This window comes from Pseudarthrobacter sp. C4D7, from assembly GCF_013359725.1.
Lineage (GTDB): Bacteria > Actinomycetota > Actinomycetes > Actinomycetales > Micrococcaceae > Arthrobacter.
Genome location: NZ_JABFMW010000044.1, coordinates 1 through 20,939 on the forward strand (window position 1 = coordinate 1; position 20,939 = coordinate 20,939).

The window sequence follows — 20,939 nt, forward strand, 5'->3', positions numbered from 1 at the left end:
GCGGTTCTCCGGGCAATCAGCATCTGGCTAACAGCTTTAGGAGACACGCCCTAGTTGGCGTGCTGATTTCTCCTAACGGTGTCACGAAATCCGCCCTGATAAGAATCTGGAGTAGGAGATGGTGTGGCGAGGCTGGCTGTCACAGGAGGGCGCGGGAATGCGAGGATCCCCTTCGAGGTAGAGGCTTGATGCAACGCTGAAGGATTCCTGCTCCCGGCCGCAGGGTGGTTAACAGGCCGACGGAAGTCTTCGCTCACACAATCGGTAGTCTGGTCCTTCGGTCAGGCGTGTCAGTGCGCGCGTTCAAAAGTCTGCCCATAAGGCACGTTCGTATCCAGTGCTGCGGTGTACCTGGTTGCGCTGTGGCGCGTCAGGAGGATCCCGGTTCGTGCCTGGACGGCGGATTCGATCAGCTTCGTTATTGCCTCATCCAAGTGTTGCTGGAGGCTGTCAGCTCGGGTTGCAGTGATGTGGATGATGTGGGGTTCTGTGATTTTTTCTCTCATCGTGTCCTCGTCCGGCCTCGTCGCCACGGGGTGTTAGGTGTTGGCGCCGGAATGCCTCCGCCAAATCCCGGTCGGGGATAGGCGGAGGCATTCATGGTGTTTGGCTATGTCGGTAGTTATCCCAGTTCGCCTGATCCGGCACGGGCCAGCGGGGTCAGTTCGTCCCACAGGTCGGCGGGAATGTCCCACTCGGCGAGTTCTGCGGTCTGGCCGACGCGGCGGGGTTCGGACATCCCGACAATCGTCGACGCAACGCGCGGATCCCGAATGGAAAACTGCAGCGCCGCCGCAGCCAAGGGAACATCGTATGCCTTGCACAGCTGTTCCATTTTCCGGACCCGATCGATGATTGCCTTGCTGGCTGGGCGGTAGCAGTAGTTGGGGACCGCGTCCGGGCCTTTGACCAGCATGCCGCCGCCGAAGGGGGCGGCATTAACGAATGCCACACCACGGGCAGCGGCGTCCTGAATTAGCGGCTCGGCGGTCTGGTCCACGAGAGTGTAGCGGTTGTGGCTGATGACGACATCGAAGGCATCGGTGGCCAGGTACTTCAGTTCGAGGTCGATGGGGCCGCCAGCGACACCCAGGTGCTCAATAACGCCCTGATTCTTCAGATCCATAAGGGCCTCAAGGGGGCCTCCGGGCGCCGTTCCTTCCTCGAAGGTGATCTTTTCGGGGTCGTGGAAATAGACCAGTTGCAGTTTGTCCAGTCCCAGCCGTTCGAGGCTTTCCTCTACCGACTTACGGACCCGGTCCCCGGAAAAGTCCGTGGTGCCGACGATGGGGTCTACCTTAGTGGCCAGGACGATATTCGCCGGTAGTCCGCCCGCGTCTTTGATGGCTTCGCCGATCCGGCGCTCACTATCGCCTCCGTGCCCGTATTCGTTGGATGTGTCAATGAAGTTGAACGGTCCGTCGAAGACGCTGCGGATGGTCTGTACTGCTGTCTCGTGGCTGACTTCATAGCCGTACTGGGTGGGGTGGCTGCCCAGGGCACTTGTTCCCACACAGACTGGGGAGACGGATAGCCCGGTGCGTCCCAGGATGCGCTTCTGCATATTTGTCGTTCCTTTGAATCGGGTGTATCTGGTTGATTTCAGGTCGTTGAATTTCATGAGCCGATGTCAGTTGCCGTCCTGAGGGTGTGCTGGCTCGGGACGGCCTGCCATGGTTGCGGCGTGGAGTTGATGCTCCCTCCAGATTCAGCTGCTTCATGAATGAGGAGGGAGAGATAGTGGTCTTGGCAGGCGTCGGCCAGGGAGTAGCCACGGTGGCGATTATCCGGGGTCGTATTGCTTAGGCAGGTAGCCATGGCGATCTCCTCGTCGGAGAGCCGTGCGCCGCGGAACGGGTTCACGTAAAGTACTTCGCCGGCTGCGCTGAGGCTGTCGAGGTCGGCGCCTTCAAGGTTGCCGTCGACGCCGAGCTGGCGGCGTTCGATGGTCGCGCTGACCGGGTCTCCGCCGTCGTTCAACCAAGTGATCCGGTTGCCTGTGAGTTCAGCATGGCTGCCTCGGAGCTGGAAATGACGTCCGCGGAGGGGGTTGAACCACTGGTTCTCGGTGAAGTCGTAAAGGCCTGTTTTCGTGCCGGCGCTCAGGATCGCAAGCGTTACCTGGACGTTCTCGAGTTTCACGCGATCAGGCTTGCCCTGGCGGTCCGGGCCACTCATGAGCGGGGCCTGTTGGGCTGTCGCCAGGATGCGTACCCCGTCGTGTCCGAGGGACAGCACAGACCGCAGTATGGCAACGGCATGGTAGTCGTGGGTCCAGGACACAGCCGCGGAGCTAACCTCCCCGAACTTTCCGGAGCTAAGCAGGCGCCGGACTGCCTGGAAGACCGGGAGATAAGGGTGCTGCTCTGCAACCTGTACCAGCCCGGTGGATCCCACATCGTGCCACAGCGCGAGCATTGCGGGGAGGTCTGCTGCTGGCGGTGTTTCCGAAAGGACGGGAACGTTCAAGCTAACGAGCGCGCGGATGACGTCCGGGTTTGCCGTCCGGGGGACGCAGGTAATGGCAAGGTCAGGTCCCGCCTCGCTTACGGCGTGTTCGATGGTGCGGAATGTCGTTATACCCCATCGCTGTTCCATCTCCTTGCCTGCCTCTGCCGTACGGGTGACGGCCCCGACGCAGGCGAAGAGGTGCGGAAGGCTTCGGGCGATCCGAAGGTAGAAGTCGGCCCGCCAGCCCCTGCCGACGATGATGAAGCGGAGCGGCCCGCAGCCAGCTGCGTCATTCATGCGCCGGGTACCAGCACGGCGCGGCCCTGCAATTGGCCGTGCTTGAGCCGCTGCAGAGCCTGGTTGGCCTCGCTGAGGGGGAAGTCTTCGTGGACTGCATGGAGTTTGCCATCAACCGCCAGACCCAGTACGTCCAGCATGTCCTGACGGGTGCCTAGTACCGTTCCCACGACGGTTTTTTCATCGCCGATATCCATAACACCCACGGACTGCGAAACTCCGAGTACGACTCTGCCACCGGGTCTGATGACACGCAGCGCTTCGGCCACGGACCTGTCCGACGGGGCGAAGACGATGGCGGCGTCCTGGGATCCGTCCCGAAGGGCCACACCCCCTTCGCTTCCGGCAGGCACGTAGGCTCCCTCCGCACCCAGTTGTTCCGCCAGGGCACGAGCCCTGGAGCTGCGGGAGACGGCGCTGACGCGGGCGCCGGTAAGCCCTGCCATCTGCAGTGCCAGATGGCCAACCCCGCCGACGCCGAACACAGCAACGTTTTGGCCGGGGCGTAGCAGTGCCTTTTTCAAAGCGCCGTAGGCAGTGATGCCAGGGCAGAGCAACGGCGCTGCTTCGGTATCGGTCAGGGAATCGGGGATCCTGCACGCGAAGTCAGCCTTTGCCAGCATGACTTCGGCGTACCCGCCGTCGCGTGTTTCGCCTGTGATTTGGCGTTGCCGGCAGCGCTGCTCATGACCACTGATGCAGTGTTCGCAGCGGCCGCATGTGGCCCAAATGGGCTGGACACCGATCCGGTCGCCCACCGTGAGGTTGGTGACCCCAGGACCGACTGCCTTCACCCGGCCGACAACCTCATGGCCGGGGATGATGGGCAGCTCGGCTGGGGTGCCGGGCAGCCAGTCACCCTCGACCATGTGGAGGTTGGACCGACAGACCCCGCAGGCGAGCACGCTGATTGCGACTTCACCGAGTCCGGGCACGGGTTCGGGGACCTCGCTGTAGTGCAGCGGATGGTTCTCGATGGGTCCAGGGGTGCGGAGGACGGCGGCGTGCATGCGTGTGCCTTTCGGGTTTGCAGGTCTTGGTGATGGGTTTGCGGGCGTCCGGCCATGGGCCGGACGCCCGCAAAGGTGTCCCTTCGCAGGGCCGGTGGGTTAGTTACTCGACGGGGCGGTGAGCAGCCCGCGGTCCATGAGCTTCTGGATGTTCATGCCGCGGCGCTTCGCTTCACGGGCCAGCCAGCCTTCGGCGGGCAGCTCGTTGAGGTACTGATTCTTTTCGTAGATGGGCTGTTCGTAGATGCCGGCGTACATCTCGGTGCGCAGGTCCTTGAACCAGTTGGTGACGCCGTTGGCGGCCCTGGAGCGGCGCAGCGCCTCCAAGTCGACGACGGTGCTCACGAAGGAGTCACCGCCGCTGACGCCCTCGTTCTTAACCAGCACCCGGCCCTTGTGGTCAACGATCATGGACTGGCCACCGAAGAGGTCGAACAGGCTGCCGTCGTCGTTGCGCTGCGGACCAAGGTTCGGCGCAATTACGACGGCCTGGTTGAACATGGCGTGGGCGCGGTTCTGCAGTTCCCACATCCCCATGCCGACCTGCGGTTCGATCAGGGTGCCGCGGATGATGAGTTCTGCGCCGTTCATTGCCAGCCCGCGGGAGGTCTCCGGGTATGCGCCCTCATGGCAGATGATGTAGCCGATGTTGCCGATCTCGGTCTTGGCAACCGGGAAGAACGCATCCAGGAGGTTGCCGTTGCCCCGCTTCTGAATGAACTCATCCCAGATGTCGTGGGGGTTGGTGGTGCCAAGGGCCCCGCCTTCATACGCGTCCGAGGTGGACTTGTAACGCTTGTAGATAACGTCGCCGTTGGGGTCGATGATGAAGGCGACGTTGAAGAGGTGGCCGGGGAAGTCATCGTCTCGGACCAGGTAGAGCTCGGCGGCGATGTAGGTATTGAGCTGGCGGGCCTTCTGGCCGAGGATTTCAGTTTCGGGGCCGGGGATGGTCATGGCGAATGCCTCGTGGGCTTCGCGGTTGCCGGCCTTGAAGTCCGGCAGCATGCCCTGGATGGCCATTTCCGGCAGGACAACGAGCTTGACGGGGGCGCCGTCAGTGGCTGCGACCATGACGGCCGGGTCCATGAAGTCACAGATCCGCTTGGTGTTTTCGATGGCGTCTTCGCGCTTCTTGATGGTGTGGACGGTGTTGGACAATGCCACGACGGCATACGGGTCAACCATTTTGTTGTTTCTCTTTCTTTTATCGCGACGCCGCCCGGGTTTCAGGCAGCGGGTGTTCTTTCGGGTGGTTCGGGAAGCCGGTGTGGCCGATCAGACTTTGTCGAGGATCCGGTCGGCGCTGAGATACGCCAGTGCCTGCAGGGTCTGGGTCGGGTTGTAACCGGACAGCGTGGGGAACTGGCCGCCGCCTACGACGTACAGTCCCTCGCATTCGTGGGATTCGCCATAGATGTCGACGACGGAATCGGACGGGTTCTCGCCCATCCGGTGCGTTCCCACCTCATGGGTGGACAGGTGGTAGGCCGGAGGTGTGGGTTCGGACCAGAACTGGGTGGCGCCCATTTCCTCGGCGATGGAACGTTTGACCTTCTCGAAGTACTTCAGGGCGGCCAGATCGTGTGCGGACCAGTCGTGGGTGATACGCAGCGCGGGCTGTCCGAACTTGTCCTTCACCACCGGGTCAAGGTCGCAGTAGTACTTCTTGGACGGGAAGCTGGGCACCTGGTTGTGGATGCCCATCAGGCGACGGTAGTTCTCGGAGAACCAGTCCTTGAAGCCCTGTCCCCAGCGGCGCATTCCGGGCGGAAGATTGTGGGCGGCCTCAATGGGCTGAAGGTCGCCGGGAATGCTGGTAAGGACCGATCCCCACAGCACCCCCTCGTCGTTGTCCGGCACGCCGTCGCAGTTCAGGTCGTCCACGACGCTGGCGGCGACCAGGGGTGCCATAAAGGGGTTGCTGAACTCCGGCAGGACAAGGCTGCACCAGCCGAAGCTGTGCGTCATGAAGTTCCGGCCCACCTGTCCGTTGGCATTGATGCCCGAGGCGAGCAGCAGGCGGCTGTTCTCGAGGGCGTAGCAGGCCACTACCACGAGGTTGGAGCGCACCTGGTGGACGTTGCCGTCAGCATCGAAGTAGGAAACTCCGGTGATCCGGCGCCCGGAGGGGTCGCGGTCCAGCCTAAAAGCCCGTGAGTTGGAGCGGATTTCCAGGTTGCCTGTCTGCAGGGCTGCCTCGACGGACGTGATGCGGCTGGACTGCTTGGCGTTGACGTGGCACAGAAAGCCGTGGCAGAAACCGCAGTATTCGCATCCCTTGAGCGACTTGTAGTCTGTCGAAGCCACTGCCGCCGGCTGCTGGAAGGGGCGGTAGCCGAGACGCTGGCATGCCGCCTTGAACCGGTCATCGGCTGGCGCGGTGCGCAGTGGGGGCATCGGGAAACCCCTCTCACGCGGGGATTCGTAGGGGTTGCCCTCCGGGTTTGGTGCCCCCTTGACGTTGCCCGCCTGTCCTGAGACTCCGAGTTCCCATTCGACGCGGTCGTAGTAGGGTTCAAGGTCGTCGTAGCCGATGGGCCAGTCGACCATGGTGGAGTCCGCATCCAGGGCATCGGGTCCGAACCGTTCCTCGATGAGTGTCTTCATGCGGAAGTCGGCGTCGCGGTGGCGCCAGGCGGCGCCACCCCAGTGCAGGGTTCCGCCGCCGGGACCTATGGAGGGCGGCAGGTGGAGTGGTTCGCTGTTCCCGCGTACCCCGGCGGCCCAGGGGAGTAGCCGTGCGGTGGACTTATCGTCAGGCCGCCAGGTGACGGGGTCGGTTGCCAGCTGAGGGACGAGTGAGCCGCGGGAGTAGTACTTCACTTCGTCCTGCTTGAAGGTGAATTCCTCGGTGGTGTGCACAGGGCCTTTGTCAAGAGCCAGCACCCGGATCCCGGCCTTGGTCAGCTGTTCGGCGATGATCCCGCCGGATGCTCCCAGCCCGACGACGATGGCCTCTGCAGTTTCAGTCATCTGCTCGCTTCAACTCTCTGCGTAGATCTTCAAGGGTTTTGATGGGGATGGTTTTGGAATCGAAGCCGGCCCGCATTTGTTCGGCGTTGTAGCCCCACTGTGCCCCGGGGAAACCGACGAGTTGCCAGCCCAGTGCCTCGTGGTTGCCGCCGTACTGGGGGTCGCAGAACATGCCCTGGATAGTGTGTTCCCAGACGAGAGCGAAGAAGGTGGCCAGGAGGCCCTCATCTTCGGGGCCTTCCGGGGTTCGCGTGGATTCCGGGGCTGTGCTGGCTTCTATGCGCTCGAGCACCTCGTCTTGGCGTTCTTCGGGAAGCTCGGCGAACCGTTGGCCGTATTGCTCGGAAGTGAGCGCATTCAGGGCCTCGACTCCGTCCCGGTAGCAGCGGCGCAGGGCCTCGTCCTCGTCTGCGGTGGTCTTGTCGATGTAGGTGATGACCCGGGTTTCCCGGGCACCGGGCTTTCCGTCGCCGCTGGGAAAGATGCGTGCGCTGACGGCGTCTACGGTTTCGGCTTCGGTTTCCGTGAGGAACAGCCAAGAAACCTTGGTGGCTTCGTTAGTGGCGGGCATCCGCTTCCTCCTTGTCGCTTGCCGGGACGGCGCCGACGGGGTCCGCTTCAGCAGCCGGTTTCCCCGTGTAGCGCTGCTGGAAGAGAAGTTTTCGCAGGGCACCGGGCAGTTTGTTGCCTACCCCGCTGGTAAACAGGACGGCCAGCAGGATTACGGCGCCTTTGACGATCAGTTGGGGCTGGGCCTGAATGCCCAGCAGGTCCATGATGTTCAGGATCACGGCGATGATCAGGCCCCCCAGGACGGCGCTGACTGGGTCGCCCGTTCCGCCGAAGAGGGACGCCCCGCCGACCACGACGGCTGCAATTGCGTTGAGCTCGTAGCCCTCGCCGATGATGGCGCTGCCCTCGGTGAGCTGCGCGGCGATCATCACCCCGCCCAGGCCGGCAAGGAGGGAGGAAAGGCAGTAGGCGCCGATGATGTCCCGTTTGATGGGGAGTCCGGAGAGCCTGGCTGCTTCCGCGTTGCCGCCCAGCGCGAAAAGCCTGCGGCCGAAACGGGTCTGGGCCATAACCACAGCGAAGACAATGGTCACGAGCAGGGCGATCATAACCGGCGCAGGCATGGGACCGACGTTGCCGGTGAAAGCTGCGAGGAAACCCTGGTCCTCAATGGCTACCTGCCTCCCGGTTTGGAGCATGTAGGCCACGCCGCGGGCGATACTCATCATCGCCAGCGTCACGATAAACGGGGTGATACCGCCGTAGACAATCATCAGGCCGTTGAAGATCCCGATCAGTCCTGCCGTGAGCAGAGCAAGCAGGAGAGCGACTGGCCACGGCGTGCCCTGCTGGAGGGCGAGCCCGGCTATTACGGACGATACTGCGGCGACGGCTCCTACCGAGAGGTCGATGCCGCCGGTGACGATCACGAGGTACTGTCCGACGGCGAGGACGGATACTACGGAAGCCGTGATGAGGACTGAAATTAGGTTCCGTGAGGTCATGAAGTGCTGGGAGAGGGCACTGCCGACGAGAAGGACGATGGCGCCGACGGCCAGCAGGTATCCCTTGGATCCGAGCGAGGCGGTGAACGTGCGGAGCGAACTAAGGGCGGACGGCAGGCTATGGAACAGCCTTTGCGTCCGCGGCGCGGGGGTGTTGGTTGCCACGGGTTTGAACTCCATTGTTGTGGTTTCGGGACGGTCAGTTGAAACGGTCGAGAATTGCGGATTCTCCGCGTTGCTCGATTTCGCTACGGCTCACGGCGCCAACGGTCCGGCCCCGGCTGAGGATGAGCACCCGGTCGCACATCAGTGCCTCATCGATTTCAGAAGTGATCAGGATGATGCTGCCGCCCTGGTCGGCAAAGGAGCGGATGAGCTCGTAGATCTCAAGTTTTGCCCCAACATCCACGCCACGGGTGGGTTCGACGATGATCAGCGTGCTGACCCCGCTGACGAGCCACTTCGCGAGGGCAACCTTTTGCTGATTGCCGCCGCTGAGGTTTCCTACCGCTTCACCGACGTGTGCCGTCTTGATGGCAAGGGCATCACGCATGCCTACCGCTGCCTTGTGTTCTTTGGCTTTGTTCAGGAAGGACCCGGGCGAGAACCGCGGCAGGGAGGCCATGGTGATGTTCCGTGTGATGGACATCGTCAGGATCAGTCCCTGGGTCTTGCGTTCCTCGGGGAGAAGGCCGATACCCAGGGCGATCGAGTGGGCGGGATCCTGCCGGCGCCGCTGCCGCCCGTCAACCAGAAACTGGTCGTGCCGGGACTTTTCAGCTCCGAACAGGGCGGCGGCAAGCTGGCTTTGGCCGTTGCCGGACAGTCCTGCGATGCCGAGCACCTCTCCCTTGTGTAGGTCCAGGTCTATCCCGTGCAGGTTGTGGCCATCACGGAGGCCACGGACGGACAGGGCAACCTCGCCTTCGGTCCGGCCGGTGCCTAGCCTGGGCATGTCTCCAGGCCCCACCTGAAGCTTCGCTGACCGGTCAGGGCTGACCCCGCCGAGCATTGATTGCAAGATGGCATCGTGCTGCCTCTCGTCGCCGTCATGGAGGGCCACGCGGCGTCCGTCGCGGAAGACGGAGATTCTGTCACAGATCGCGTACATCTCGTCGAAGTGGTGCGAGATGTAGATGATGGCCAGGCCCAGCGTCTTGAGCTGGTTGAGCAGGTCAAACAGTTGGTTCACATCGTGCCGCGGCAAAGTGGCTGTGGGTTCGTCCAGGATCAAGACCCGGGCGTCGCGGGTGAGGGCCTTGGCGATCTCCACGGCCTGGCGGTGCGCGATCGGCAGCGATGCCACGGTGGCACGGACATCGATGTCGAACCCGAGGCGCAGCAACTGTTCGCGGGCCCGGGTACGGACTTTGGACCAGTGGATGGTGCCGAGGACGGTGCGCGGCAGCTCTCCGACGTAGATGTTCTCCGCTACGGAGAGGTGCGGGACCAAGCTCAGTTCCTGGTGTACGGTCATGATCTGCGCCCGCTGGGCCGCCTGTGGTGTATCCAGCGTGACGGCCTTACCGTCGATGAGGACTTCGCCGGTATCAGGCTTTTCCACTCCTGAGAGAATTCTCACCAGGGTGGACTTTCCGGCTCCGTTCTGTCCGGCGATGCCATGGATTTCTCCGGGCATGACCTCCAGATCGATGCCCGCGAGGGCCTGGGTCCCAGGGTAGGCCTTGGACACTCCCGATACCGCGATCAGTGGGCGCAGGTCGAGCCCAGCGGGTGCAGTCATGATGGTCCCGCTTACTCGGCGCCGGCGAAGGCGAGGCTGTCGCTGATGTACTGGCTGGCGTTCTCCGGGGTTACGGCCAGAGGAGGCAGTATCCGCGTTGCCGGGGAGCCCTCGCATTTGCCGGTCGGGGCGCCAGTTACCGCGGCGATGGCTTCGTCCACAGCGTAAGCGGCCTGCAGTGCCGGCTGGTTGAGCCCATCGGCGACCACATGGGAGGACGGGTCCTTGGCCATCGCCTTGATGACTTCCATGCCGCCGTCGAAACCGGCGAGGATGACGTCGGTTTTGCCGTTCTGATCCATGCGTCCTGCGCCCTTGAGTGCCTCGATCACGGCGGGCATCACGACGTCGGTCTGGTTGAACACGACGTCGACGTCGGGGTTTCCAGAGAGGACGTTGCGCATTGCAGTCAGTGTCTTGTCGGGCAGCGCTTCGCCGTAGTTGTTGGGGATCCGCTTGGTCTGCACCGTCGGGTGCTGCTCCATGTACTTGTTCCAGCCGGCCATGAAGCCGTTCTCACGGCTTTCGGTGACCAGTTCCTGTGGGAACAGTGCCTGGATGTAGAGGTTGATGGTCGAGTTTTCGCCCTTCTTGGCAACGGCGGCGGCCGCCGCTTTCGCTCCGACCAGCTCGGCCGTCGCTTCGCCGTCGTCGTGGACGTTGCAGGCCACCTTCTTGGCGAGTTCCTCTGAGACACGGTCATTGACGACGATGACCGGAATGCCGGCAGCCTTGGCGGCATCTATACCGCCGGCGACGTTTCGGTCGCCCACCGGCTCGATGATGATTGCCTTGGCGCCCTTGTTGATGAAGGTCCTCATCTGCTGGATCTGGGTCTGGGCGCTGCCCTGGGCGTCCACCGCTTCCATGGTCCAGCCCTTGGCAGTTCCGGACTTGAGGGCGCCGTCGGACATGGTGCTCAGCCAGGAGTTTCCGGCGATAAACCGCATGGAAATGCCGATCAGCCCTTTGTCCTCTGAAGACGTGCTAGCCGGTGCGGAACCACCGCAGGCTGTGAGGCCGATAAGGGTGGCAGCAGAGAGAGACGAGATAAGTGCGAGCCGCGCTGTTCGCTTGGTAACCATGGTTCTCCTTTGAAAATGGGTTGCGTGTAGCCAGGCTTGGGCCTTGGGGCCCGAAGCTGTAGTAGTGGCGGGCGGGGGAGCGGGCTTAGACCCTGCTTCCTGCCGCAAGACCTGCTGCGGTGCAGGGCTCCTTGAGGGCTCGGTTCCGGTCGAGATCGTCGCTGATGTCCACTCGTGTATGCGGCGCACGGCCGCGGTACAGAGTGCCCTCGTGTTGGACGGCAGCAGCCGCCCACGCCAAGCCTTCCCGGAGGGCATGGCGTCCGTTTGCGCCGCCGGCGAGGAAGCCGGCCAGCAGTGCGTCCCCGGCGCCCACGGCGCTGACGACGCGGTCCACCCGTGCCTGGCCGAAATAGCAGCCGGAATCGTCGAGGAGGATTGCTCCGTCTGATCCAAGGCTTGCCAGGACGGCACGGGCTCCCCGGCGTCGAAGTTCTTCGGCCGCGTCAACGACGTCGCCCAAGGTCTCCAACGCCCGTCCGGTGAGTTCCGCGAGCTCACTGGCGTTGGGCTTGACCAGGTCAGGCCCGAACGGAAGGATGCCCCGCAAGGGTGGCCCTGAAGTGTCGACGGCAACGCGGGCGGTTCGTCCGTGTGCCCCTTCCACCAGATCGATGTACAGCCGTTCCACCGCTCCGTCCGGCAGCGTCCCGCATAGGACTAACCAGTCATCGACGCCAACCTGCTCCAAGGCTTCCCGGATCAGGGCTGCGGCCTCCGCATCGCTCAAGCTGGGGCCAACCTCGTTGATCTTGGTGACAGTCGCATCAGGTTCCACCAGGCTGACATTGCTGCGGATTTCCTGGGCGATCGGCACCGCGACGTAGGGGACGTCCAGATCCGAGAGCATCCCGGTGATTTGCACTCCGGTGAAGCCGCCGGCAGGCAGGACAGTGACAACGTCGACAGCGTTCGCATGCAGCGCGACAGCAACGTTGACCCCCTTGCCGCTGGGCTCGCTGTAACTCCGGGGGCTGCGGACAACGTCCCCGTGGCGCAGGTGCTCAATGCACATTGTTCGATCAAGGCTGGGATTGGGCGAAACGGTCACGATCATGCCAGTTCCACCTCCACTCCTGCTGCCTTGACGGCCTTGAGCTCACGGCCGTCAAGGTCGGAGTCGGTGATGATGAGATCGATGTCGGCAAGGTCGGCGTGTTTGCAGTTGCTCACACACCCGAATTTGCTGTGATCCGCCAGCAGGACACGGCGCCGCGCACTTGCCAGCATCAACCTCTTCACTGCCGCTTCCGCGGGGTCGGGAGTGGTAAGCCCGCGGTCGACCGAGATGGCGTTCGCTCCGAGGAAGGCAACGTCGACGTTGATCTCCGCAAGCGACCGGGATGCCCAGTCATCCACTTCGGCCTCCGTGAGGGGACGGACCCGTCCGCCGAGCGTGTGAACCGTCAACAACGGCCTGTCCAGCAGGCTAGCGGCAATACTGAGCGTGTTCGTGTACACGGTCAACTCCTTGTCATGTGGAAACATCGCTGCCAGCCTGCCGGTGGTGGATCCTGCGTCGAGCAGCACCGAACCGCCGCTGGGCAGGTGCCGCAGCGCTGCCTTGGCGATGCGGGTTTTTTCGTCGATGAAGTCTGTCCGCGCCGAGACGGCTGGCTCATAAGTCAGCCGTCCCACCGGTACTGCTCCGCCGTGGACCCGGCGCAGCAGGCCCAGCTGGTCCAGTGCCAAAAGGTCCTTGCGCACGGTTTCACCTGTGACACCAAGTTCCTCCGCAATCGCGGCCGCCTCGGCACGGCCCTCTGTGCGGAGGCGCTCAAGGATGAGCGCGCGCCGCTGCTCCGGGAACGGGGCACGGGAATCGGAACGTGCTTCATTACGCTCAGGGAGTGGGTGCATTAGGAAACCCCTTCCGGCTGGAGGGCGCTCTCTGAGGTCCGCCGAAGGCTGGGGCTGGAGGGAAAATCTGCAATGGATCCGTAGAGGCCTGCAGCGAGGCCTCCGAAAAGGGCGGCCCCGCGTGCGCCGGCTTCTTGGGCCGGTGACACCGTCAGGGCACCGAACACTTTCTCCTTGCTCTGCAGGAGTGCAGTGCTGCGCGACCAGCCTCCGGTCACCACCATCCGGGACGGCCTGCCTGCCGCACGGGTCATCAGGGAGTGTATGTCTACGGCCTGCCCAGTTACGGCGTCCAGGGCTGCCCGCCAGATGTCTGCCGGGCTTGTGGCGCCACTGGCACCGTGAAGGGTCAGTTCCTGCCTGGCGTCGATCGTCGCATGGAGCGGGCTGCCGCCGGAGGGCCCGGCTTCAAGGCTCGCGATGTCGGTGCTCTCGAGACCGAGCATTGTCAACGCGTTCCGGAGTACCAGCCCGGCCTGTGTGCCGCCGAGCAATGTCCATTTGTCCTCGAAGACGGACCAGCCTGCAGTAATTCCTGCAGATGTCAGCTCGAGCAGGGTCTGTTCGGAAAGGGCTGGTTCCATGATGCGCACCAGCGCTTCGGCAGTTCCACAGGAGTCCAAGACATCGCCGGCAAGGTAGGCGCCAGCTCCTGCGACGGCTGCCTGGTGGTCATGACCGGCCACCGTGATGGCCGCCCCGGTGAGGCGGTTTATTCCTGCATTGGCGCTCACGGCACCAAGGTTGGTCCCCGCCAGCACCAGTTCGGGCATGAGTGCCCGGTCGGCCCCCGACCATTCCAGGGTTTCGTTCCACCAGTTGCGGGAAGCGAGGTCCATCCATCCGGTGCGAGAGGCCAGGGAGAGCTCGGAGACGGGCGCCCCGCCAAGTGTAAAGGCCGCCCACTCCGCGATGTTGAAGCGCCTGGTCGCGCGGCGGGTCTCCGGTACGTGGGTGAGGAGCCACCGGTGTTTGGTCAGGGACCACTGTTCGCGCATGGGAAGGCCCGTGCGGACGGAAAAGACGTCTTCGGACATGGCTTCCCGCAGGCTTTCCAACTCCGCGAGGTCCCGCTGGTCATGCCAGGCGATGACAGGCCCGATAGCGTTGCCGTCCGGAGCGGTCAGCACACCCGATTCCCCCATGCTGGTGATGCCAATGGATCCCACGGCGCCGTCCGGTGCCGTGGCCAGCGCATCGCACAGGGCCGAGGCTGCGGCCTCGAGAAGCTCGGAAGCGTCCAGCTGAACCCCGTGGGGCGAACGAGACCAGGGAGTCGCAGCGCGTCCGTCGGCAAGGGCAGCGCCGTGCTCGTCAAAGACCACGGCCTTGATCGCCGTCGTGCCGATGTCGAGTCCTACGAGAAGCACCGTTGCATCCTGCCTGTTGGTCGATTGGAAGATATTGGATATTGTTGTTTTTCATTGGAGATGTTGTCAAGCTCACACTTAGAGGCCGCGATTCAAGGGGTTGCGGTTCCAACTGAAAGCAACTGGAGGGCACAATGGCATTGGCGCACACGGGGGAGCTCATTGGCGACGCGGCCAGGAACGGCGTTGGTCTTGCGGCCTTCAACGTCATCAGCCTTGAGCATGGGGAAGCCATCATTGAGGCTGCAGAAGAGACAGGCCTGCCCGCGGTGCTGCAGATCAGTGAGAACTGCATTCGATTTCATGGCGGCCGGCTTGCCCCGCTGCTAAGTGGGCTTGCGGTGCTGGCGGAGTCCTCCCCGGCACGGGTGTCCCTGCACTTGGATCACATCGAGGACGAAGAGATCCTTGCGCAAGCAGCCTCAGGTGCAATCACGTCAGTCATGGTTGACGCATCGCGGCTGGGGTACGCCGACAACGTCGCGGCCACACGAAAGGCTGCCCACTGGGCCCATGCCAAGGGATGGCACGTGGAAGCAGAACTCGGAGAGATTGGCGGAAAAGATGGTGCGCACGCCCCGGGAGTGCGCACGGATCCCTACGAGGCCGCAAGTTTCGCCGCGTCGACGGGCGTCGACTCACTCGCGGTCGCCGTCGGCAGCTCCCACGCCATGACGTCGCGGACAGCGCGGCTGGACCACGAACTTATCGCCCGAATCAAGGCAGAAGTGGCTGTGCCGCTGGTACTTCACGGTTCTTCAGGGGTGCCGGATGATGAACTAGCCCTGGCGGTGTTGTCAGGGATGGTGAAAATCAATTTGGGTACCATCCTGAACATCGCATTCACGGACGCGGTACGCTCCGCGCTGGAAGCCACGGATCTCGTGGATCCCCGCCGTTATCTTGCGCCTGCGCGTCAGGAGACGGCGAAGGTCGCAAGCCGCTTGTTGCGCGTTGTTTCCACGCGCCGGACCGTCGTCTTATGAATCCGCGCCAATACCGAATTTCCTCTGCCGGATACAGTGCTGCAATCGTCCTCGAGGGGGCAGCTGTTCGCATGCTCACTCATCAGAGCCGTGATCTGATCGTTCCGTTCGCTCCCGGCGAGCCAATGCCGGACTACCGGGGCGCCCTCGTTGCACCCTGGCCCAACCGTATTCCAGACGGGCGCTACAGCTTCGGTGGGCTTGAACAGAGAGTGCCGATAAACGAACCCTCCAGGGCGGCCGCCCTGCACGGCTTGGTGTCACATGCGCCCTGGTCGCTTCATCACCATGACGAGGCAAGCATCCGCCTGTTGCATATCCTTCGTCCGTCCGAAGGATATCCCTTCGAATTGCGGCTCGAAGTCAGCTACACCGTGGACGAAGCAGGTTTTCATACCACCATCACCACCACCAACACCGGTGAGCACACTGCGCCTTACGGGACGTGCCCACACCCATATCTGATCGCCGGCCCCTCGCCCTTGGACGCCTGGCATTTGGAGCTCAATGCCTCAACTTTCCTGGACGTCACACCGGACAGGCTCATTCCGATACAGCGCAAGGCAGTAGATGGTACAGCGCTGGATTACCGCCGTTCCAGGCCGTTGGGAGGGACGGCAATCGACCATGCCTTCACCGATCTCCGTCCCACCGCTGCCGGCCGCCGAGGGGTTACGCTCTGGGATCCAACTGGTACGGGCGTTGCCATGAGTTGGGGAGACGCCTGCCCATGGGTCCAGATTCACACCGCGGACCACATCATCCCAGAAAGGCACCGGATTGGTCTGGCCGTGGAGCCAATGACCTGCCCTCCTAATGCGTTCAATTCAGGGGACGATCTTGTCGTTCTGCTCCCGGCAATGACCCACAACGCGCAATGGAGCATTCATGCGCTGTGACATGACGCTAAAGCGTCATCGCTGTTGTTGGCCAACAGCGCCAACAACAGTAAGGGGACGGCGATGACGGGCTCGACTTTGGGTAGCGAAAACAAGGCTGAACAAAAGCCTCCGGATCCCAACCAGGACTGGACTGAGATCCGCACGAAAACAATTGTGGAGGTCCGCCACTCGTCCGGCTATTCCTATCAGGCCGTTGTGGATGAAAAATCGTCGGATTCCAGCGTGGTTTGGGTACTCAGCACTGACGGACAGGGACGAAAAATGTACTGCAACTGGGATGGAGTCGAACTAAGGAACAGGGCCGCCTTCAATGAGTCCCCTCGGACGGGCACACATTGACGTTTAATGCACTTTCGTCACGCGTTCCCGGAAATTGTCAAACCATCGGGGTTTTAGGCGGACCCAACTGCTGCGGACATACGGGGTATCAAACGCTTTCGAACGGACTAAGGCGGTAATTTCTTATGAACGGAACAAATAGCCATCAACTTTCGGGCAAGACTGCATTCATCACGGGAGCCAGCGGCGGGATTGGTGCGGCCGTCGCCGGCGCCCTGTCCAGATCGGGAGTTGCTGTGTCCATGGTGTCACGGACGGGAATGGGTCCTGCACTTCCTAACAGCTTGACCTTTGCGGCCGATGTCCGGAACCGGGAGGCGATGAAGAGCGCCACCGAAAGGACGGCGAAGCACTTTGGAGGCATCGACATCGTCGTAGCCAACGCAGGCGTCGGTTCATGGGCGCCCTTCATTGAGACCCCCCACAGCGACGTTGAGGAAATGACCGATGTCAATGTGACGGGTCTCTTCAACACTGTGACCGCTACGCTTCCTTATTTGAAGGACAGAGGCGCAGGAGACATCATTACCGTTGCATCCGAAGCCGGTCGTCGTGGACTGCCGGATGAAGCCGTATACGTTGCCACGAAGTTCGCTCAAGTCGGATTCACGCGTTCATTGGACCACGAACTCAGGGGTAGTGATATCCGGTGCACCAACATCTGCCCGGGAGGAGTCGCGAGTAACTTTGGCATGGGACGAGGCCTACGCTTCCCCGGTATGCCCGAACTGGAAAACATGATGACCCCTGACGACGTGGCCGATGTAGTCTTGTTCGCGCTCTCCCGGCCGCGGCACATGAGAATCCTCGAAGTCGCCTTCCGTCACATGTCCGAGCAATCCTGGGGCTAACAAGGCCGCGAGCAAGAACGCTCAGCAGCAGGCGGCAGCAACTTGTTTCCCCACGCTTCCTGCTTCGCCACGTAGTCATTCTCCCACCCGACCTGCGATAGGACGGAGACGCGTCCGCCTCATCCACAAGCGGGCCCATTCATCCCCTAGATCACCCGGTAACGGACGAGACGGCGGGCAAGCGGGGAACCTGAACGAAGCACGAATACTGCACACTCCGTCGAGCTAATCCCCGTCGCGGCCTTTTCGGTCTTAGTCATTCTGCTCGCCCGAAAGGGCCTCCTCGTCGAAAGCGTCGTTGTCATCTGCGGTTTGCTCGGGGTGAATGCGCTTCGGTGCACCGACTAGGTCGGCGGGTACGGGCGGATCCTTCTCATAATCACGTGTCATGAGGCTCATCCTATGAGCCTCGGAGGCTGGGGCACGGCGAGGCCAAGATTGTCCGCCGAGCCCTGTGGGGTGGGATAGTCGACGCGTTGATGCCGGCCACCGTGGTGAACCAAGATGCCGACAGCCATCGAAAGCAGCGGTGGGTCAGTAAAGCGCGAAGTTCCGTTTATTGACACTGGACCACGATGTTCTCAGATTCCACCCCGGACCCGCTGAGCAGGACGATCTGGCGCCTGCTGCTTAAAGTAGCGTCAGCGCTGACCCTCGGCAGAGCGCCGCCACGATCAAAGGATGAATCTTGAACCTACGTAAAAGAGGTCGGAGAACGGTAGACATTGACGGAGTGGCCAAGGCGCCAGCCGACAACCCGCACTTACCCCTCCTACTTAAACGCCGATAATAAAGATTATGTAAAGTCGTTTGCTTTAATCTTCAAGCAATCTCTCATCTTCAGGTTACATCTACCGCGCTTGCTGCGCCATCCGGAGCACGCGCCAAGAGCAGTGCGAAACTCCCCCTGAACGTCACCCCTCCACTCCACGAGCCGACATTTCGCGCGTTTTGTGTTGCATTTCGGTTGTTTTACTTTTGCAATCCTGCGACGATTGAGGCATGGAAGCAACGACCCGGCATGACATTCATCTGGGGACCACCCGGATGAACATTCACGACCTTGTGCGCGAACTCAATGAGAATCTGGGTACGACGGTCGTCCAGACCATGGCCGGCGTGAAGGACCGCACGTCTCCGTTCCGCTGGGCCAAGCCTGACGGCCCCGAGCCCCGCCCGGAAGTCGAGTCCCGCCTGCGCCTGGGTCATCGCGTCTGGAAGACCCTTGAGCTCGCTGAAGGAAAGCATGTCGCGTTGGCCTGGCTGATGGGTGCCAACCCGCGCCTGGACGAGGAACTTCCTGTCCTTTACATTCAGCAGCTGCGTTCCCGTGAGGTTTTGGGAGCCGCCGAAGCATTCGTGAATGACACCTACGCCGCATGATCACGACCGCCAAGGGGCGCCGGTGCGCCTCGACGGGGCTCACCCTTGTCCAGGCCGCCGGCCAGATTTCGTTCAGGGTGGCGAAGGACCGCTACGGTGCGCTGTCGGTCAGGAAAAATTCCATCGTTGGCCCGATGCCCATCGGAACGGCCGCGACCAGCGATTCCCGGGGACGGTACGACAGCATAGGCTCAACGATCTACCTCGCCGACTCCCGCCAGTGCGCCTACGCCGAGGTGTTGCTCGGCTTCCGGCAGCAGCGCGCGTCCGTAGCCAAGGCCGCGGAATCCATCGGATGGACGGTCGAGGACTACATCACCAGTGTCCGGGCCCAGGCCGAGGAGAACGGGATTGACGTCCCATGGGCCATATCCGCGGACTGGCAAATGGACCGTTCGATTTACGAAATTCGCCTCCCTGGTCAGGGGTGGTGGGTTCAGATAGACGACGCGGCCACCCTCCGCGCCCTTGAAACCCTCACACCAACCACGGCGGGGCTGACCGAACGCCTGCAGCTCCTCACGGCCGGCTCCTTCACCAGTGACGACCGTGATCTGACAACTCTGCTCGCGCACGTCATCCGCGGAACGGTGTTAGACGATGGCTCAGAACCACTGGGTATCAGCTACCCATCAAAAACACTGACTGGAAGGTGCTGGGCCTACTGGGACCGACGGGCTGACGAAGGCCTCTCCCCCAGCCGCAACGGCCTCCTGCAGCTGACCTCCGAAAATGTCGGACCGGACCCTGAATTCCACCGTGTAGCCGAACTGTACGGTCTACCGGTCCTCGGAGCTCGCCCGTGAAATCAAGGACATCTTCCGAGCGCCGCCCCGGTAGGCCGTCCACCGCTGGCGGCTGCAGGACTGCCGTCCGTTGGCAGAGGGGTCCCGGCTAGATCAGGCATCAGGTTCTTCGCCACTCTGAGGCTGCTCGGGGGTAATGCGCTGCAGCAGCGCGTCATGGGCTTCCTGGAGCGCGTCCGCGCGGGCCTGCGCGGCGGCCGCCCGGGTTGCTGCTGCCGCAGCTTCGGCCGTTGCTTCCTGGCCGGCTGAGCGGGCCTGTTCTAACTGCTCGGCATTGGTGGTTAGCTGGCGTTCCAGCTCCTCTATTTTGGCCACCAGTTCGGAGACAGCGGACTCCTTGTCGGCCGTCACTTTGTCGAGGTCGGCAACAAGCTCGGCGACCTCTTCATTCAGCTCCTTTTTCTCCCGGGCCCAGAGCTCGCCGGTGGCGGCGTGGCGCTCGTTCGCAAGGGTGGACGCTTCCGCCCAGACAGCCCCGGCCAGACGCGCCGCCTGCTCGAGGATGGCCGGCGGGGTCGCCGCGACCTGACCTCCTGCGGACTGCTTCTCCTCGGCCCATTCCTTCAGATAGCGGGTGGCGTCGGCGTTACTAACGCCCGCAGCAGATCGAACAGTGGACACGGTGGGGCGCCGCTCGGCGCTGATCTGCTCAGCAGCAGCAAAAACCCGGTCTTTAGCACTCGAGCTCATTCACGATCCCTCAAAAGTAGTAGTAGTAGCAAAACTACTCCTACTACTACTAACCGGCAATACCGCGACCGTCCCGGTGCCCGCGGCCTCCGTCCATGTGGTGGGTAGGCCCCGGGCCAGAGGGGGCTGGGTAGCGGGGATCCTTCGTGGGTGGCCTCCCAGGCGCAGAGCGGTTTGCGGCGCCGCCCAAGAGGCCTTGGACGATACGCGTCACGAAAAAGAGTAGGAGTAGTAGTACACGGTTCCTACTACTACTGCTGGAGTGCAAGGAGCCCCCATTCGGGTCTGACTGTGCCCCGGAGATGATTTGTCCTGGCTGCTTTGAAGGGCAGAACGTTTGGGGGGTGACTGTGACTCAGGATGCAGTGGCAGCATTTACGGCGCTCTGCTCCCAGCGTGTGGCACCCACCGGCATGTCGCCCCGGACGTGTCGCTGCACCGCATCCGCACGGAGCCTCAAGGAGCTGGCGGCCCAGCTCGATGAAGCCGGTGGCCACCGCAAGGGCGGGGGCGTCTCTTGGGAAAAGATCGGCAGGGCTTTCGGGATCAGCCGGCAGGGTGCCCAGAAACGCTGGGAGGCTGTATCCGCGGATGAGCGCACGCCAGCGTAGGACGCTTGGAGCGACGCCGGACCGCCCCGGAGCACAAGGGGTTTCCGCCCCTTCAGCGTCC

Annotated in this window: 20 protein-coding genes; 6 read left to right on the forward strand and 14 right to left on the reverse strand. The window is 62.7% G+C overall.

Annotated features, from left to right (window positions below):
- Positions 1 to 622 precede the first annotated feature (622 nt).
- The 12 genes from HNO81_RS19175 to HNO81_RS20505 all read right to left on the reverse strand — a co-directional run bounded on the left by HNO81_RS19175 (position 623) and on the right by HNO81_RS20505 (position 14,310).
- Entirely contained in the window at positions 623 to 1,564 is a 942-nt protein-coding gene (locus HNO81_RS19175; protein ID WP_175319687.1) for an aldo/keto reductase, read from the reverse strand.
- A 53-nt stretch (positions 1,565 to 1,617) separates the two neighbouring features.
- Positions 1,618 to 2,748: a Gfo/Idh/MocA family protein gene (locus tag HNO81_RS19180; RefSeq protein WP_175319688.1), complete on the reverse strand. Its 1,131-nt coding sequence runs from the start codon at positions 2,746 to 2,748 to the stop codon at positions 1,618 to 1,620.
- Positions 2,745 to 3,758 (reverse strand): alcohol dehydrogenase catalytic domain-containing protein, encoded by a 1,014-nt coding sequence (locus HNO81_RS19185; RefSeq protein WP_175319689.1) that lies wholly within the window; start codon positions 3,756 to 3,758, stop codon positions 2,745 to 2,747. The genes HNO81_RS19180 and HNO81_RS19185 overlap by 4 nt, the downstream gene beginning before the upstream one ends.
- Before the next feature lie 99 nt (positions 3,759 to 3,857).
- The gene (locus HNO81_RS19190) at positions 3,858 to 4,946 is read right to left on the reverse strand and encodes a nitrilase-related carbon-nitrogen hydrolase (RefSeq protein WP_175319690.1); all 1,089 of its coding nucleotides are present in this window, start codon (positions 4,944 to 4,946) and stop codon (positions 3,858 to 3,860) included.
- Positions 4,947 to 5,036: 90 nt separating this feature from the next.
- Positions 5,037 to 6,734 carry a GMC family oxidoreductase gene (locus tag HNO81_RS19195; RefSeq protein ID WP_175319691.1) on the reverse strand — a complete coding sequence of 566 codons (1,698 nt, stop codon included), beginning with the start codon at positions 6,732 to 6,734 and terminating at the stop codon, positions 5,037 to 5,039.
- Positions 6,727 to 7,305: a gluconate 2-dehydrogenase subunit 3 family protein gene (locus HNO81_RS19200; protein WP_175319692.1), complete on the reverse strand. Its 579-nt coding sequence runs from the start codon at positions 7,303 to 7,305 to the stop codon at positions 6,727 to 6,729. The genes HNO81_RS19195 and HNO81_RS19200 overlap by 8 nt, the downstream gene beginning before the upstream one ends.
- Positions 7,292 to 8,416, reverse strand: a complete 1,125-nt coding sequence (locus HNO81_RS19205) for an ABC transporter permease (RefSeq protein ID WP_371818317.1) — start codon at positions 8,414 to 8,416, stop codon at positions 7,292 to 7,294. The genes HNO81_RS19200 and HNO81_RS19205 overlap by 14 nt, the downstream gene beginning before the upstream one ends.
- A gap of 34 nt (positions 8,417 to 8,450) precedes the next feature.
- The gene (locus HNO81_RS19210; protein ID WP_175319694.1) at positions 8,451 to 9,995 is read right to left on the reverse strand and encodes a sugar ABC transporter ATP-binding protein; all 1,545 of its coding nucleotides are present in this window, start codon (positions 9,993 to 9,995) and stop codon (positions 8,451 to 8,453) included.
- A gap of 11 nt (positions 9,996 to 10,006) precedes the next feature.
- The gene (locus HNO81_RS19215) at positions 10,007 to 11,080 is read right to left on the reverse strand and encodes a substrate-binding domain-containing protein (RefSeq protein WP_175319695.1); all 1,074 of its coding nucleotides are present in this window, start codon (positions 11,078 to 11,080) and stop codon (positions 10,007 to 10,009) included.
- Positions 11,081 to 11,165: 85 nt separating this feature from the next.
- Entirely contained in the window at positions 11,166 to 12,137 is a 972-nt protein-coding gene (locus HNO81_RS19220; protein WP_175319696.1) for a 1-phosphofructokinase family hexose kinase, read from the reverse strand.
- A complete protein-coding gene (locus HNO81_RS19225) occupies positions 12,134 to 12,940 on the reverse strand; it encodes a DeoR/GlpR family DNA-binding transcription regulator (RefSeq protein ID WP_175319697.1) in 807 nt (268 codons plus the stop codon). Before HNO81_RS19225 ends, HNO81_RS19220 begins: the two co-directional genes overlap by 4 nt.
- Entirely contained in the window at positions 12,940 to 14,310 is a 1,371-nt protein-coding gene (locus HNO81_RS20505) for an FGGY family carbohydrate kinase (protein ID WP_175319698.1), read from the reverse strand. Before HNO81_RS20505 ends, HNO81_RS19225 begins: the two co-directional genes overlap by 1 nt.
- Before the next feature lie 134 nt (positions 14,311 to 14,444).
- On the opposite strand from HNO81_RS20505, the gene HNO81_RS19235 reads away from it, so the two are divergent.
- The 3 genes from HNO81_RS19235 to HNO81_RS19245 all read left to right on the forward strand — a co-directional run bounded on the left by HNO81_RS19235 (position 14,445) and on the right by HNO81_RS19245 (position 17,388).
- Positions 14,445 to 15,296, forward strand: a complete 852-nt coding sequence (locus HNO81_RS19235) for a class II fructose-bisphosphate aldolase (RefSeq protein WP_175319699.1) — start codon at positions 14,445 to 14,447, stop codon at positions 15,294 to 15,296.
- Positions 15,293 to 16,195, forward strand: a complete 903-nt coding sequence (locus HNO81_RS19240; protein ID WP_175319700.1) for an aldose 1-epimerase family protein — start codon at positions 15,293 to 15,295, stop codon at positions 16,193 to 16,195. Before HNO81_RS19235 ends, HNO81_RS19240 begins: the two co-directional genes overlap by 4 nt.
- 467 nt (positions 16,196 to 16,662) lie before the next feature.
- The gene (locus HNO81_RS19245) at positions 16,663 to 17,388 is read left to right on the forward strand and encodes an SDR family oxidoreductase (RefSeq protein ID WP_175319701.1); all 726 of its coding nucleotides are present in this window, start codon (positions 16,663 to 16,665) and stop codon (positions 17,386 to 17,388) included.
- A gap of 252 nt (positions 17,389 to 17,640) precedes the next feature.
- Here HNO81_RS19245 and HNO81_RS19250 read toward each other — a convergent pair whose 3' ends face one another.
- Positions 17,641 to 17,778, reverse strand: coding sequence for a hypothetical protein (locus HNO81_RS19250; protein ID WP_175319702.1), 138 nt, complete (start codon positions 17,776 to 17,778; stop codon positions 17,641 to 17,643).
- Between the two features lie 612 nt (positions 17,779 to 18,390).
- Between HNO81_RS19250 and HNO81_RS19255 the strand changes: the two genes are divergently transcribed.
- Complete coding sequence (locus HNO81_RS19255; RefSeq protein ID WP_012311538.1) at positions 18,391 to 18,771, forward strand: hypothetical protein; 381 nt, start codon at positions 18,391 to 18,393, stop codon at positions 18,769 to 18,771.
- Positions 18,768 to 19,577 carry a hypothetical protein gene (locus HNO81_RS19260; RefSeq protein ID WP_175319703.1) on the forward strand — a complete coding sequence of 270 codons (810 nt, stop codon included), beginning with the start codon at positions 18,768 to 18,770 and terminating at the stop codon, positions 19,575 to 19,577. The genes HNO81_RS19255 and HNO81_RS19260 overlap by 4 nt, the downstream gene beginning before the upstream one ends.
- Positions 19,578 to 19,670: 93 nt before the next feature.
- Here the strand turns inward: HNO81_RS19260 and HNO81_RS19265 are convergent, their stop codons facing one another.
- Positions 19,671 to 20,267 (reverse strand): DNA-binding protein, encoded by a 597-nt coding sequence (locus HNO81_RS19265; RefSeq protein WP_175319704.1) that lies wholly within the window; start codon positions 20,265 to 20,267, stop codon positions 19,671 to 19,673.
- A gap of 350 nt (positions 20,268 to 20,617) precedes the next feature.
- Here HNO81_RS19265 and HNO81_RS19270 point away from each other — a divergent pair, with 350 nt between their 5' ends.
- Positions 20,618 to 20,878: a hypothetical protein gene (locus HNO81_RS19270; RefSeq protein WP_254703588.1), complete on the forward strand. Its 261-nt coding sequence runs from the start codon at positions 20,618 to 20,620 to the stop codon at positions 20,876 to 20,878.
- The last annotated feature ends 61 nt before the right edge of the window (positions 20,879 to 20,939 follow it).

Bases quoted from the DNA above. Each gene is read 5' to 3' on its own strand.
- HNO81_RS19220 (WP_175319696.1), bottom strand. From the start codon at position 12,137: ATGATCGTGACCGTTTCGCCCAATCCCAGCCTTGATCGAACAATGTGC.
- HNO81_RS19195 (WP_175319691.1), bottom strand. From the start codon at position 6,734: ATGACTGAAACTGCAGAGGCCATCGTCGTCGGGCTGGGAGCATCCGGC.
- HNO81_RS19245 (WP_175319701.1), top strand. From the start codon at position 16,663: ATGAACGGAACAAATAGCCATCAACTTTCGGGCAAGACTGCATTCATC.
- HNO81_RS19200 (WP_175319692.1), bottom strand. From the start codon at position 7,305: ATGCCCGCCACTAACGAAGCCACCAAGGTTTCTTGGCTGTTCCTCACG.
- HNO81_RS19260 (WP_175319703.1), top strand. From the start codon at position 18,768: ATGATCACGACCGCCAAGGGGCGCCGGTGCGCCTCGACGGGGCTCACC.
- HNO81_RS19225 (WP_175319697.1), bottom strand. From the start codon at position 12,940: ATGCACCCACTCCCTGAGCGTAATGAAGCACGTTCCGATTCCCGTGCC.
- HNO81_RS19240 (WP_175319700.1), top strand. From the start codon at position 15,293: ATGAATCCGCGCCAATACCGAATTTCCTCTGCCGGATACAGTGCTGCA.
- HNO81_RS19265 (WP_175319704.1), bottom strand. From the start codon at position 20,267: ATGAGCTCGAGTGCTAAAGACCGGGTTTTTGCTGCTGCTGAGCAGATC.
- HNO81_RS19175 (WP_175319687.1), bottom strand. From the start codon at position 1,564: ATGCAGAAGCGCATCCTGGGACGCACCGGGCTATCCGTCTCCCCAGTC.
- HNO81_RS19190 (WP_175319690.1), bottom strand. From the start codon at position 4,946: ATGGTTGACCCGTATGCCGTCGTGGCATTGTCCAACACCGTCCACACC.
- HNO81_RS19185 (WP_175319689.1), bottom strand. From the start codon at position 3,758: ATGCACGCCGCCGTCCTCCGCACCCCTGGACCCATCGAGAACCATCCG.
- HNO81_RS19255 (WP_012311538.1), top strand. From the start codon at position 18,391: ATGGAAGCAACGACCCGGCATGACATTCATCTGGGGACCACCCGGATG.
- HNO81_RS19215 (WP_175319695.1), bottom strand. From the start codon at position 11,080: ATGGTTACCAAGCGAACAGCGCGGCTCGCACTTATCTCGTCTCTCTCT.
- HNO81_RS19210 (WP_175319694.1), bottom strand. From the start codon at position 9,995: ATGACTGCACCCGCTGGGCTCGACCTGCGCCCACTGATCGCGGTATCG.
- HNO81_RS19250 (WP_175319702.1), bottom strand. From the start codon at position 17,778: ATGACACGTGATTATGAGAAGGATCCGCCCGTACCCGCCGACCTAGTC.
- HNO81_RS19180 (WP_175319688.1), bottom strand. From the start codon at position 2,748: ATGAATGACGCAGCTGGCTGCGGGCCGCTCCGCTTCATCATCGTCGGC.
- HNO81_RS19235 (WP_175319699.1), top strand. From the start codon at position 14,445: ATGGCATTGGCGCACACGGGGGAGCTCATTGGCGACGCGGCCAGGAAC.